This window comes from Staphylococcus sp. MZ3, assembly GCF_018622755.1.
Classification (GTDB): Bacteria; Bacillota; Bacilli; order Staphylococcales; family Staphylococcaceae; genus Staphylococcus; species Staphylococcus aureus.
Genome location: NZ_CP076026.1, coordinates 2,692,230 through 2,706,290, shown reverse-complemented (window position 1 = coordinate 2,706,290; position 14,061 = coordinate 2,692,230). Strand labels below are relative to the sequence as shown.

Annotated in this window: 14 protein-coding genes; 13 read left to right on the top strand and 1 reads right to left on the bottom strand. The window is 33.8% G+C overall.

Going from position 1 to position 14,061, the window contains the following annotated elements; translation table 11 throughout:
* Positions 1–170: 170 nt before the first annotated feature.
* The 11 genes from KI230_RS13335 (at position 171) to KI230_RS13875 (ending at position 11,483) form a co-directional block, all read left to right on the top strand.
* On the top strand, positions 171–620 hold the full coding sequence (locus KI230_RS13335; protein WP_000748760.1) for an arginine repressor: 450 nt from the start codon (positions 171–173) through the stop codon (positions 618–620).
* 2 nt (positions 621–622) lie between these two features.
* Positions 623–790 (top strand): hypothetical protein, encoded by a 168-nt coding sequence (locus tag KI230_RS13330; protein ID WP_001792441.1) that lies wholly within the window; start codon positions 623–625, stop codon positions 788–790.
* Positions 791–966: 176 nt separating this feature from the next.
* A complete protein-coding gene (gene arcA, locus KI230_RS13325) occupies positions 967–2,202 on the top strand; it encodes an arginine deiminase (protein ID WP_000129411.1) in 1,236 nt (411 codons plus the stop codon).
* Between the two features lie 32 nt (positions 2,203–2,234).
* A complete protein-coding gene (argF, locus tag KI230_RS13320; RefSeq protein WP_000136166.1) occupies positions 2,235–3,245 on the top strand; it encodes an ornithine carbamoyltransferase in 1,011 nt (336 codons plus the stop codon).
* A gap of 90 nt (positions 3,246–3,335) precedes the next feature.
* On the top strand, positions 3,336–4,766 hold the full coding sequence (gene arcD / locus KI230_RS13315; protein ID WP_001005835.1) for an arginine-ornithine antiporter: 1,431 nt from the start codon (positions 3,336–3,338) through the stop codon (positions 4,764–4,766).
* Positions 4,767–4,782: 16 nt separating this feature from the next.
* Positions 4,783–5,724 carry a carbamate kinase gene (gene arcC / locus KI230_RS13310; protein ID WP_000660026.1) on the top strand — a complete coding sequence of 314 codons (942 nt, stop codon included), beginning with the start codon at positions 4,783–4,785 and terminating at the stop codon, positions 5,722–5,724.
* Between the two features lie 98 nt (positions 5,725–5,822).
* Entirely contained in the window at positions 5,823–6,527 is a 705-nt protein-coding gene (locus tag KI230_RS13305) for a Crp/Fnr family transcriptional regulator (RefSeq protein ID WP_000138214.1), read from the top strand.
* Positions 6,528–6,875: 348 nt separating this feature from the next.
* On the top strand, positions 6,876–9,683 hold the full coding sequence (gene clfB / locus KI230_RS13300; protein WP_117216863.1) for an MSCRAMM family adhesin clumping factor ClfB: 2,808 nt from the start codon (positions 6,876–6,878) through the stop codon (positions 9,681–9,683).
* A 115-nt stretch (positions 9,684–9,798) separates the two neighbouring features.
* Positions 9,799–10,560 carry an alpha/beta hydrolase gene (locus KI230_RS13295; RefSeq protein WP_214958283.1) on the top strand — a complete coding sequence of 254 codons (762 nt, stop codon included), beginning with the start codon at positions 9,799–9,801 and terminating at the stop codon, positions 10,558–10,560.
* A 244-nt stretch (positions 10,561–10,804) separates the two neighbouring features.
* Complete coding sequence (locus tag KI230_RS13290; RefSeq protein WP_000106185.1) at positions 10,805–11,260, top strand: MarR family winged helix-turn-helix transcriptional regulator; 456 nt, start codon at positions 10,805–10,807, stop codon at positions 11,258–11,260.
* Positions 11,261–11,381: 121 nt separating this feature from the next.
* The gene (locus KI230_RS13875; RefSeq protein ID WP_000731976.1) at positions 11,382–11,483 is read left to right on the top strand and encodes an SE2200 family small protein; all 102 of its coding nucleotides are present in this window, start codon (positions 11,382–11,384) and stop codon (positions 11,481–11,483) included.
* 59 nt (positions 11,484–11,542) lie between these two features.
* Here the strand turns inward: KI230_RS13875 and KI230_RS13280 are convergent, their stop codons facing one another.
* On the bottom strand, positions 11,543–12,967 hold the full coding sequence (locus KI230_RS13280) for an alkaline phosphatase (protein WP_000953748.1): 1,425 nt from the start codon (positions 12,965–12,967) through the stop codon (positions 11,543–11,545).
* 197 nt (positions 12,968–13,164) lie between these two features.
* On the opposite strand from KI230_RS13280, the gene KI230_RS13275 reads away from it, so the two are divergent.
* Complete coding sequence (locus KI230_RS13275) at positions 13,165–13,365, top strand: hypothetical protein (RefSeq protein WP_000604727.1); 201 nt, start codon at positions 13,165–13,167, stop codon at positions 13,363–13,365.
* A gap of 25 nt (positions 13,366–13,390) precedes the next feature.
* Positions 13,391–14,056, top strand: coding sequence for a nisin susceptibility-associated two-component system response regulator NsaR (gene nsaR, locus KI230_RS13270; RefSeq protein ID WP_000697877.1), 666 nt, complete (start codon positions 13,391–13,393; stop codon positions 14,054–14,056).
* Positions 14,057–14,061 lie beyond the last annotated feature (5 nt).

The following is a 14,061-nucleotide window of genomic DNA, read 5'->3' as shown; positions in this document are numbered from 1 at the left end:
TGTGATAATTAAATGCTGACTTAGAATACAAAATTCATTTTAAAAGTTGTCACAAAAAATTTACATGTATTTTTATTATCTTTTGCAAAACAAAGTGTTAAATTATAAATGAAACATGCATGAATTTATTTTTTAATACAAGAAACGTAACTACCAAAGGAGTTTACAATATGAAGAAAAGTAAACGATTAGAAATTGTTTCTACAATAGTTAAAAAGCATAAGATTTATAAAAAAGAACAAATCATTTCATATATTGAAGAATATTTTGGTGTAAGATATAGTGCAACAACAATTGCTAAAGACTTGAAAGAACTTAATATATATCGTGTCCCTATCGATTGTGAAACATGGATTTATAAAGCTATTAATAATCAAACAGAACAAGAGATGAGAGAAAAGTTTAGACACTATTGTGAACATGAAGTTCTAAGTTCAATCATCAATGGTTCATACATTATCGTCAAAACCTCACCTGGTTTCGCCCAAGGCATAAACTATTTTATCGATCAGCTAAATATAGAAGAGATATTAGGTACGGTGAGTGGAAATGACACTACATTAATCTTAACTGCCTCAAATGATATGGCAGAATACGTATATGCAAAATTATTTAAATAGACATGTATCAAATGAATAATAAAAATTTGTTTCGTATCACGTGTACTCAAGTTAGTTACCAAATATTAACTTGTGTACGCGTTTTTTTATGGAAAGAAAGAATTCATAGTCATTCAATTGACTGTATAAAAAACTTTATACAACATGTTTTTATGGGTATTTTTGAATAAAAAATGCATATTTTGACCCAAAATACCTTTATTTATGTATAAAAATCCATTATTATGTATTGTATAACAAAAAGATATGAAATTTTCGACTTTCTTTATGTGAATATAATCACATGTAAGCGTTTGAAGATTGTCTATACTCTAAATGAATTCAAAGATAAAAGGAGGAAATAGACATGACAGATGGTCCAATTAAAGTAAATAGCGAAATTGGAGCTTTAAAAACTGTGTTACTTAAGCGTCCTGGAAAAGAATTAGAAAATTTAGTACCTGATTATTTAGATGGATTACTATTTGATGATATTCCATATTTAGAAGTAGCTCAAAAAGAGCATGACCATTTTGCGCAGGTGCTAAGAGAAGAGGGTGTTGAAGTACTTTACCTTGAGAAGTTAGCAGCTGAAAGTATTGAAAATCCTCAAGTAAGAAGTGAATTTATTGATGATGTATTAGCAGAGTCTAAAAAAACAATATTAGGTCATGAAGAAGAAATTAAGGCATTATTTGCGACACTTTCTAATCAAGAACTTGTAGATAAAATAATGTCAGGGGTACGTAAGGAAGAAATTAATCCGAAATGTACACATCTAGTAGAGTATATGGATGATAAGTATCCATTCTATTTAGATCCAATGCCAAACCTTTATTTTACTAGAGATCCACAAGCCTCAATAGGACACGGTATAACAATCAATCGGATGTTCTGGAGAGCACGACGACGAGAATCAATATTTATTCAATATATTGTAAAGCATCATCCTAGATTTAAAGATGCGAATATTCCAATCTGGTTAGATCGAGATTGCCCATTCAATATTGAAGGCGGCGATGAACTTGTTTTATCTAAAGATGTCTTGGCTATAGGCGTTTCAGAACGTACATCTGCACAAGCTATTGAAAAGTTAGCGCGACGTATTTTTGAAAATCCGCAGGCGACGTTTAAAAAAGTAGTAGCAATTGAAATTCCAACTAGTCGAACTTTTATGCACTTAGATACAGTATTTACAATGATAGATTATGACAAATTTACAATGCATTCAGCCATTTTAAAGGCAGAAGGCAATATGAATATATTTATTATTGAATATGATGACGTAAATAAAGATATTGCCATCAAACAATCTAGTCATTTAAAAGATACTTTAGAAGACGTACTAGGTATAGATGATATCCAATTCATTCCAACAGGAAATGGTGATGTCATTGATGGTGCTAGAGAGCAATGGAATGATGGCTCAAATACATTATGTATAAGACCAGGCGTTGTAGTGACTTACGATAGAAACTATGTATCGAATGATTTATTGAGACAAAAAGGCATAAAAGTCATTGAAATATCTGGTAGCGAACTGGTACGTGGACGTGGGGGCCCTAGATGTATGAGTCAACCACTATTCAGAGAAGACATTTAACGTAATAAATTATAGAAGCGAGGGTGAAAATAATGACAGAAATTCAAAAACCGTATGATTTAAAAGGCAGATCATTATTAAAAGAAAGTGATTTTACCAAAGCAGAATTCGAAGGACTTATTGATTTTGCAATTACATTAAAAGAGTATAAGAAAAACGGTATTAAGCATCACTACTTATCTGGAAAAAATATTGCACTACTATTCGAAAAGAATTCGACGAGAACGCGTGCAGCGTTTACAGTTGCGTCTATTGATTTAGGTGCGCATCCAGAATTTTTAGGGAAAAATGATATTCAATTAGGCAAAAAAGAATCTGTAGAGGATACTGCGAAAGTATTAGGTAGAATGTTCGATGGTATTGAATTCCGTGGTTTTTCACAACAAGCTGTTGAAGATTTAGCGAAGTTCTCTGGTGTGCCGGTGTGGAATGGATTAACAGACGATTGGCATCCTACACAAATGTTAGCTGATTTTATGACAATAAAAGAGAATTTTGGATATCTAGAAGGAATAAACTTAACTTACGTTGGAGATGGACGTAATAATATTGCGCATTCATTAATGGTAGCAGGTGCTATGTTAGGTGTTAATGTAAGAATTTGTACACCTAAATCATTAAATCCAAAAGAGGCATATGTTGATATTGCAAAAGAAAAAGCGAGTCAATATGGTGGTTCAGTCATGATTACGGATAATATTGCAGAAGCAGTTGAAAATACAGATGCTATATATACAGATGTTTGGGTATCGATGGGTGAAGAAAGTGAATTTGAACAACGTATTAATTTATTAAAAGACTATCAAGTGAATCAACAGATGTTTGATTTAACAGGTAAAGATTCAACGATATTCTTACATTGTTTACCAGCATTCCATGATACAAATACACTTTATGGACAAGAAATTTATGAAAAATATGGATTAGCTGAAATGGAAGTTACAGACCAAATCTTTAGAAGTGAACATTCAAAAGTGTTTGATCAAGCTGAAAATAGAATGCATACAATTAAGGCAGTAATGGCAGCAACATTGGGGAGTTAATCACTAAATGGAACGATATGAATATGATGTGTCTGATGATATAAGTGTCATGTACAGACACCTCATATTGGTATTAAAGGAGAAATGAATATGAACGAATCAGGAGATAACAAACTCAGTAAATCTTCTTTAATTGGACTAGTTATAGGATCCATGATTGGTGGCGGTGCGTTCAATATAATGTCTGATATGGGCGGTAAAGCCGGTGGATTAGCCATTATTATTGGTTGGATTATTACAGCTATAGGAATGATTTCATTAGCGTTCGTATTTCAAAATTTAACCAATGAACGGCCGGAGCTAGACGGTGGTATTTATAGTTATGCTCAAGCAGGATTTGGCGATTTTGTAGGATTTATCAGTGCTTGGGGATATTGGTTCTCAGCGTTTTTAGGCAATGTTGCCTATGCAACACTATTGATGTCAGCAGTAGGTAACTTTTTCCCGATTTTTAAAGGAGGCAACACATTACCAAGTATTATTGTCGCCTCGTTACTACTCTGGGGTGTCCATTTCTTGATTTTAAAAGGCGTTGAAACAGCAGCATTTATCAATAGTATTGTTACTGTTGCAAAGTTAATACCGATTTTACTTGTAATCATATGCATGATAATTGCATTCAATTTTGACACTTTTAAAACAGGCTTTTTCGGTATGACGTCAGAGGGTGTATTGCCATTTAGTTGGGCGAGCACAATGAGCCAAGTTAAAAGTACGATGCTAGTGACAGTTTGGGTGTTTATCGGTATCGAGGGTGCAGTAATTTTTTCTAGTAGAGCTAAAAATAAAAAAGATGTAGGTAGTGCCACGGTTATAGGACTTATATCAGTTTTAATTATCTATTTCTTATTAACTGTATTAGCTCAAGGCGTGATTTTGCAAAATCATATTTCTCAATTAGATTCGCCAAGTATGGCACAGGTGCTTGCAACTATTGTAGGTGGTTGGGGATCTACACTTGTAAATATTGGTTTAATTATTTCGGTACTAGGTGCATGGTTAGGATGGACATTGCTTGCTGGTGAATTACCTTTCATTGTTGCAAAAGATGGATTATTTCCAAAATGGTTTGCTAAAGAAAATAAAAATGGAGCACCTGTAAATGCACTGCTTATTACCAATATATTAGTACAATTATTTTTAATAAGTATGCTATTTACACAGAGTGCGTATCAATTTGCATTTTCACTAGCATCAAGTGCTATTTTATACCCTTACATGTTCAGTGCATTTTACCAAGTTAAATACACTTTAGAGCATCGACAGCAAGCAACTACTAAACAATGGACGATTGGCATCATAGCCTCAATTTATGCTATATGGCTTATATATGCAGCAGGTATCAATTACTTATTATTGACGATGTTACTTTATATTCCAGCTCTTCTTGTTTATTCAATCGTTCAAAAGAATAATCAGACACGTTTGATTAAATCAGACTATATTCTTTTTATGATTATTATCGTACTTGCAGTTATCGGATTAATTAAGTTATTGATGGGAACGATAAATGTTTTTTAAAAGGAGCGACAAAAATATGAAAGAGAAAATTGTCATTGCATTAGGCGGTAATGCGATACAGACAAAAGAAGCAACAGCTGAAGCACAACAAACAGCTATTAGACGTGCGATGCAAAACCTTAAACCTTTATTTGATTCACCAGCGCGTATTGTCATTTCACATGGTAATGGCCCACAAATTGGAAGTTTATTAATCCAACAAGCTAAATCGAACAGTGACACAACGCCGGCAATGCCATTGGATACTTGTGGTGCAATGTCACAGGGTATGATAGGCTATTGGTTGGAAACTGAAATCAATCGCATTTTAACTGAAATGAATAGTGATAGAACCGTAGGCACAATCGTTACACGTGTGGAAGTAGATAAAGATGATCCAAGATTTGATAACCCAACTAAACCAATTGGTCCTTTTTATACGAAAGAAGAAGTTGAAGAATTACAAAAAGAACAGCCAGACTCAGTCTTTAAAGAAGATGCAGGACGTGGTTATAGAAAAGTAGTTGCGTCACCACTACCTCAATCTATACTAGAACACCAGTTAATTCGAACTTTAGCAGACGGTAAAAATATTGTCATTGCATGCGGTGGTGGCGGTATTCCAGTTATAAAAAAAGAAAATACCTATGAAGGTGTTGAAGCGGTTATAGATAAAGATTTTGCTAGTGAGAAATTAGCAACGCTGATTGAAGCAGATACCTTAATGATTCTTACGAATGTAGAAAATGTATTTATTAACTTTAATGAACCTAATCAACAACAAATCGATGATATTGATGTAGCAACACTGAAAAAATACGCGGCACAAGGTAAGTTTGCGGAAGGATCGATGTTGCCAAAAATAGAAGCTGCGATACGATTTGTTGAAAGTGGGGAAAACAAAAAAGTTATCATTACCAATTTAGAGCAGGCATACGAAGCTTTGATTGGTAATAAAGGTACACACATTCACATGTAGCACTTTATCACGCGACAAAACATTAAATATGTTTCTCCGTTGATTCAAATGAAAAAGTTGTCTGCTGACACTTTGCAAGGTTTGAAGGAGTTTAACTTATGACAGAAAACTTTATTTTGGGTAGAAATAATAAATTAGAACATGAACTAAAGGCATTAGCAGATTACATTAATATCCCATATAGTATATTACAACCATATCAAAGTGAATGTTTTGTCAGACATTATACGAAAGGCCAAGTTATTTATTTTTCGCCACAAGAAAGTAGCAATATTTACTTTTTAATTGAAGGTAACATTATTAGAGAACATTACAATCAAAATGGAGATGTATATCGTTATTTTAATAAAGAGCAAGTATTATTTCCAATCAGTAACTTATTTCATCCGAAAGAGGTTAATGAATTGTGTACAGCATTAACCGATTGTACAGTTCTTGGATTGCCTAGAGAATTGATGGCCTTTTTGTGCAAAGCTAATGATGATATATTTTTGACACTTTTTGCATTAATAAATGATAATGAGCAGCAACACATGAACTATAACATGGCATTAACAAGTAAATTTGCTAAAGATCGAATTATCAAATTGATATGCCATCTATGTCAGACAGTAGGATACGATCAAGATGAATTTTATGAAATCAAACAGTTTTTAACTATTCAACTCATGAGTGATATGGCTGGGATTTCCCGGGAAACAGCTGGTCATATTATTCATGAACTTAAAGATGAAAAACTTGTTGTTAAAGATCATAAAAATTGGTTAGTAAGCAAACATTTATTCAATGATGTATGTGTTTAATATACAATGTAAAATGAATAAGTTGAACATGAGGTCTAACGTACATTTATACGTTAGGCCTTTTTTGCTAGCATGATGAATAATTTAAAATGTTAGTTAAATTTATCGTTGAAATTGCAATAACATTTCAGGTTATGAATAATTTAGAACTTCTAAGTTTTTGAAAAGTAAAACATTTGCAATAGTGTAAAAATGGTATATTGATTTTTGCTAGTTAACAGAAAATTTTAAGTTATATAAATAGGAAGAAAACAAATTTTACGTAATTTTTTTCGAAAAGCAATTGATATAATTCTTATTTCATTATACAATTTAGACTAATCTAGAAATTGAAATGGAGTAATATTTTTGAAAAAAAGAATTGATTATTTGTCGAATAAGCAGAATAAGTATTCGATTAGACGTTTTACAGTAGGTACCACATCAGTAATAGTAGGGGCAACTATACTATTTGGGATAGGCAATCATCAAGCACAAGCTTCAGAACAATCGAACGATACAACGCAATCTTCGAAAAATAATGCAAGTGCAGATTCCGAAAAAAACAATATGATAGAAACACCTCAATTAAATACAACGGCTAATGATACATCTGATATTAGTGCAAACACAAACAGTGCGAATGTAGATAGCACAACAAAACCAATGTCTACACAAACGAGCAATACCACTACAACAGAGCCAGCTTCAACAAATGAAACACCTCAACCGACGGCAATTAAAGATCAAGCAACTGCTGCAAAAATGCAAGATCAAACTGTTCCTCAAGAAGCAAATTCTCAAGTAGATAATAAAACAACGAATGATGCTAATAGCATAGCGACAAACAGTGAGCTTAAAAATCCTCAAACATTAGATTTACCACAATCATCACCACAAACAATTTCCAATGCGCAAGGAACTAGTAAACCAAGTGTTAGAACGAGAGCTGTACGTAGTCTTGCAGTTGCTGAACCTGTAGTAAATGCTGCTGATGCTAAAGGTACAAATGTAAATGATAAAGTTACGGCAAAAGATTTTCAATTAGAAAAGACTACATTTGACCCTAACCAAAGTGGTAATACTTTTATGGCGGCAAACTTTACAGTGACTGGACAAGTGAAATCAGGGGATTATTTTACAGCGAAGTTACCAGATAGTGTAACTGGTAATGGAGACGTGGATTACTCTAATTCGAATAATACGATGCCAATTGCAGATATTAAAAGCACGAATGGTGATGTTGTAGCTAAAGCAACATATGATATCTTGACTAAGACATATACATTTGTCTTTACAGATTATGTAAATGAAAAAGAAAATATTAACGGACAATTTTCATTACCTTTATTTACAGACAGAGCAAAGGCACCTAAATCAGGAACATACGATGCAAATATTAATATTGCGGATGAAATGTTTGATAATAAAATTACTTATAACTATAGTTCGCCTATTGCAGGAATTGATAAACCAAATGGCGCAAATATTTCTTCTCAAATTATTGGTGTAGATACAGCTTCAGGTCAAAACACATACAAGCAAACAGTATTTGTTAACCCTAAGCAACGAGTTTTAGGTAATACGTGGGTGTATATTAAAGGTTACCAAGATAAAATCGAAGAAAGTAGCGGTAAAGTAAGTGCTACAGATACAAAACTGAGAATTTTTGAAGTGAATGATACATCTAAATTATCAGATAGCTACTATGCGGACCCAAATGACTCTAACCTTAAAGAAGTAACGAATGAATTTAAGGATAAAATCACTTATAAATACCAAAATGTAGCAAGTATTAATTTTGGCGATATTACTAAAACGTATGTTGTATTAGTGGAAGGTCACTATGATAATACTGGTAAAAACTTGAAAACACAGGTTATTCAAGAAAATATTGACCCAGCGACAGGTAAAGACTACAGTATTTTCGGTTGGAATAATGAGAATGTTGTACGTTATGGTGGTGGAAGTGCTGATGGTGATTCAGCAGTAAATCCGAAAGACCCAACTCCAGGGCCGCCGGTTGACCCAGAACCAAGTCCAGACCCAGAACCAGAACCAACGCCAGATCCAGAACCAAGTCCAGACCCAGAACCGGAACCAACGCCAGATCCAGAACCAAGCCCAGACCCGGATCCGGAACCAACGCCAGATCCAGAACCAAGCCCAGACCCGGATCCGGATTCGGATTCAGACAGTGACTCAGAATCAGACAGTGATTCAGAATCAGACAGCGATTCAGAATCAGACAGTGACTCAGATTCAGATAGCGATTCAGAATCAGATAGCGACTCAGATTCAGATAGTGAGTCAGATTCAGACAGCGACTCAGGTTCAGATAGCGATTCGGATTCAGACAGCGATTCGGATTCAGACAGTGACTCAGAATCAGACAGTGATTCAGAATCAGACAGTGACTCAGATTCAGATAGCGATTCAGACTCAGATAGCGACTCAGATTCAGATAGTGAGTCAGATTCAGACAGTGACTCGGACTCAGATAGCGATTCGGATTCAGACAACGATTCAGACTCAGACAGCGACTCAGATTCAGATAGCGATTCAGACTCAGATAGCGATTCGGATTCAGATAGCGACTCAGACTCAGACAGTGATTCAGACTCAGACAGCGATTCAGATTCAGACAGCGACTCAGATTCAGATAGCGATTCGGATTCAGACAGTGAGTCAGATTCAGACAGCGACTCAGACTCAGATAGCGATTCGGATTCAGACAGCGATTCAGACTCAGACAGCGATTCAGATTCAGATAGCGACTCAGACTCAGACAGCGATTCAGAATCAGACAGCGACTCAGACTCAGATAGCGATTCAGACTCAGACAGTGATTCAGAATCAGACAGCGACTCAGACTCAGATAGCGATTCAGATTCAGATTCAGATAGCGACTCGGATTCAGATAGCGATTCGGACTCAGATAGTGACTCCGATTCAAGAGTTACACCACCAAATAATGAACAGAAAGCACCATCAAATCCTAAAGGTGAAGTAAACCATTCTAATAAGGTATCAAAACAACACAAAACTGATGCTTTACCAGAAACAGGAGATAAGAGCGAAAACACAAATGCAACTTTATTTGGTGCAATGATGGCATTATTAGGATCATTACTATTGCTTAGAAAACGCAAGCAAGATCATAAAGAAAAAGCGTAAATACTTTTTTAGGCCGAATACATTTGTATTCGGTTTTTTTGTTGAAAATGATTTTAAAGTGAATTGATTAAGCGTAAAATGTTGATAAAGTAGAATTAGAAAGGGGTCATGACGTATGGCTTATATTTCATTAAACTATCATTCACCAACAATTGGTATGCATCAAAATATGACAGTCATTTTACCGGAAGATCAAAGCTTCTTTAATAACGATACAACTGCTAAACCATTAAAAACTTTAATGTTGTTACATGGATTATCAAGTGATGAAACGACATATATGAGATATACAAGCATAGAAAGGTATGCGAATGAACACAAATTAGCTGTGATTATGCCCAATGTGGATCATAGCGCATATGCTAACATGGCATATGGTCATAGCTATTATGATTATATTTTGGAAGTATATGATTATGTTCATCAAATATTTCCACTTTCCAAAAAGCGTGATGACAATTTTATAGCAGGTCACTCTATGGGAGGATATGGCACAATTAAATTTGCATTAACACAAGGGGATAAATTTGCCAAAGCTGTACCATTATCTGCTGTGTTCGAAGCGCAAAATTTAATGGATCTAGAGTGGAATGATTTTTCAAAAGAGGCCATAATTGGCAATCTTTCAAGTGTTAAAGGAACTGAACATGATCCGTATTATTTGCTAGACAAAGCTGTAGCTGAAGATAAACAAATTCCAAAACTGCTCATTATGTGTGGTAAACAAGACTTTTTATATCAAGACAACTTAGATTTTATCGATTATTTATCACGCATAAATGTTCCTTATCAATTTGAAGATGGACCAGGAGATCATGATTATGCATATTGGGACCAAGCGATTAAGCGTGCTATAACATGGATGGTGAATGATTAATTATTTCCTGGAAAATATGTGGTTGCATTAAATACACAGAGTGAGAGATACAAACTATTTACGCACGACTAACATTTCTAAGTGTTTAAATTAAATTTGTATTAATATGATTGGCGCAATTTGCTGATACACAAAAATGTTTCTCGTGAAACTTAGATTTAGCTTATAGTTTTATCATCATTTGTATGACTTACATTATAAATTTTATTATAATGAGGTTAACGCTTTGAAAGGAGTCATCATCATGTCGACCAATAAAAACGATTATGAGCATATGTTGTTTTATTTTGCATATAAAACGTTTATTACTACCGCTGATGAAATTATAGAGAAGTATGGTATGAGCCGTCAGCATCATCGTTTTTTGTTTTTTATCAATAAATTACCTGGTATTACTATTAAATCATTACTAGAAATATTAGAAATTTCTAAACAAGGATCACATGCAACACTTCAAAAATTAAAAGAGCAAGGTCTCATTATTGAAAAAGTTTTAGAGACTGATCGACGTGTCAAAAAATTATATTCGACGGATAAAGGCGATCAACTCATTGCTGAATTGAACAAGGCGCAAGATGAATTATTGCAAAATATATATCAACAAGTCGGTTCGGATTGGTATGATGTGATGGAAGCATTGGCTAAAGGGCGACCTGGCTTTGATTTTATTAAGCATTTGAAAGATGAAAAAGAAAGCTAGCATCAGAAATGTTAAAAATCTTCGCATTCTTAAATTTAAAAAATATGTCAAAAAGTGTATAATAAAAACATATAATTTAATTGAACTCAGTTTCAACACATCTTAGAAAGGAGTTTGAATGATGAAAAAATTAGCAGTTATTTTAACATTAGTTGGCGGTTTATACTACGCATTTAAAAAATACCAAGAACGTGTTAACCAAGCACCTAACATTGAGTACTAAATTAAACCATAAAAAATTCCCGAACACCTTGTTATAGTGCTCGGGAATTTTTTTATGCTTTACTTGAATATATCAAATATTATTTTTGCGCTTTCTGTATTTTCGATATTACCACTAAATGATTCTGATCTAGGTCCATAAGCGTAGGTATTAACATCCTCGCCTGTATGTCCATCGGAAGTCCACCCTGTATAAGATTTATCATTTACTGGCTTCTGAATAGCGTGTTGTAGGGCTTTTGTTTGCGTTTCTACTTTTGCGGATTTTTCGTCTTTTTCTTTTTTAAGTAGTCTTTTTAGCTTTTTATTCTCTTTTTTAACCTTTTTCATATCATCTTGTGAAAATTCAAAGCCATAACCTTCATTAATAACTTTTTCAGGGTCTTCACCTTTAGCCATTTTTTCTGTCATATATGATCCAGAGTGTTTCATCGATTTAATCGGTTGAGGATTCCATTCGTATCCTTTATCTTTACCAATTGTTAGACCACCAGTAGAGTGATCTGCTGTTGCAACGACAAGTGTATCTTTATGTTTCTTAGCATATTGAATGGCGTCATCGAATGCTTTTTCAAAACCTTCCATTTCAGACATAACGCCTGTAATATCGTTGGAATGCGCTGATTTATCTATAGAAGCACCTTCGACCATTAAAAAGAATCCTTTTTTATTACGCTCAAGCTTACTAAGTGCACTTTGTTGCATATCAGCTAATGATGGTTCGTCTTTAGAAGCATCTATTGCAAGTGGCATATTTTTATCTGCAAACAAACCAAGAACTTTATCTTTATCAGATTTTGATAACTCCTTACTGTTTGTGGCAAGGTCGTAACCATCATTTTTGAATTTTTTATCTAAATTGCCATTACTTTTACCGAAATATTTAGCGCCGCCGCCTAATAAAACATCAACTTTATGCTTTCCGTTGATTTTATCTTTATAAAATTGTTTAGCGATTTCGTTTTTATCATCTCTAGAAGTCACGTGTGCAGCATATGCTGCTGGTGTTGCATCTGTTAATTCAGCTGTTGAAACAAGACCAGTCGACTTACCTTTTTCTTTTGCACGTTCAAGCACCGTCTTTACTTTCTGCTTGTTACTGTCAACACCGATGGCACCATTATATGTCTTATGACCAGAACTAAAGGCTGTTCCGCCAGCTGCAGAATCAGTAATATTCTGTTTTGGGTCATTTGAATATGTACGATTTGTGCCTTTTAAATATGAATCAAAAGCAGTAGGGGTCATTTCTTTAGCATGCGGATCATTTTTATAATAACGATAAGCTGTGTTAAATGATGGACCCATGCCATCGCCAACTAAAAAGATAACATTTTTTGGATTTTTAGTATTACCAACCGCGAAACTTTCATCTTTAGAACTTTTATCGGATTGCGCAATTGCAGGTGTGACAGAACTAAAAACCGTTGACACGATAATAAGGTTAGCAACTGCAAATTTTGTGGCTTTTTTAACTGATAACATAAGACATCCTCCTGAGTATATGACTATGTCTTCAGTGTAAAAGAGGAATTTTGAGCAATTATGTAGTTTTAGTTAAAAATATGTAAACAGAGTGATTTAGAATAACAAAAAATGAATATATATGACAATTTGTTATAGAAAGCGTTAGAATAGAAGCGTGTGAAAATATAGAATTAAATATAATTTGAGGTGGAAAAATGATACTAGTAATGTTATCTCCATTATTAATCATATTCTTTATAGTGTTGTCTATTTTAGAAGAGCGTAAACGTACGAAGAAAAAGCAACTCGAGAAAGAAAAAGCAAATACACTAAATCAAAATACAAATGACACGGAAAGTTCAAATCAAGAGCCGTCATTGCAGCAGGCTAAAGAACAAAAAGATAACAAAGGATAATTCAATTGAAGGAAGAAGATTATAGATGAAAATATTAATTGTTGAAGATGATTTTGTTATAGCAGAAAGTTTAGCATCTGAACTTAAAAAATGGAATTACGGTGTTATTGTCGTTGAACAATTTGATGATATACTGTCTATCTTTAACCAACATCAACCTCAGCTTGTATTGCTAGATATTAATTTGCCAACGTTAAATGGTTTTCATTGGTGTCAAGAAATCCGAAAAACATCTAATGTGCCAATTATATTTATTAGTTCCCGTATTGATAATATGGACCAAATTATGGCAATACAAATGGGGGGAGATGATTTTATCGAAAAACCATTTAACTTGTCATTAACGATTGCCAAAATTCAAGCATTATTGAGACGAACTTATGACTTGTCAGTAGCTAATGATTCATTGACGGTTAAAGGTTGTACATTAATATTAGATGAAGCAAAAGTCGTGTATCAAGAACAAAACATACAGCTATCTTTGACTGAATTACAAATATTAAAGTTATTATTTCAAAATGAAGATAAATATGTAAGTAGAACTGCTTTAATTGAAAAATGTTGGGAATCAGAAAACTTCATAGATGATAACACATTAGCTGTTAACATGACGCGCCTACGTAAAAAATTAAATACTATTGGCGTTAATGATTTTATCATTACAAAGAAAAATGTCGGATATAAAGTATAGGGTGA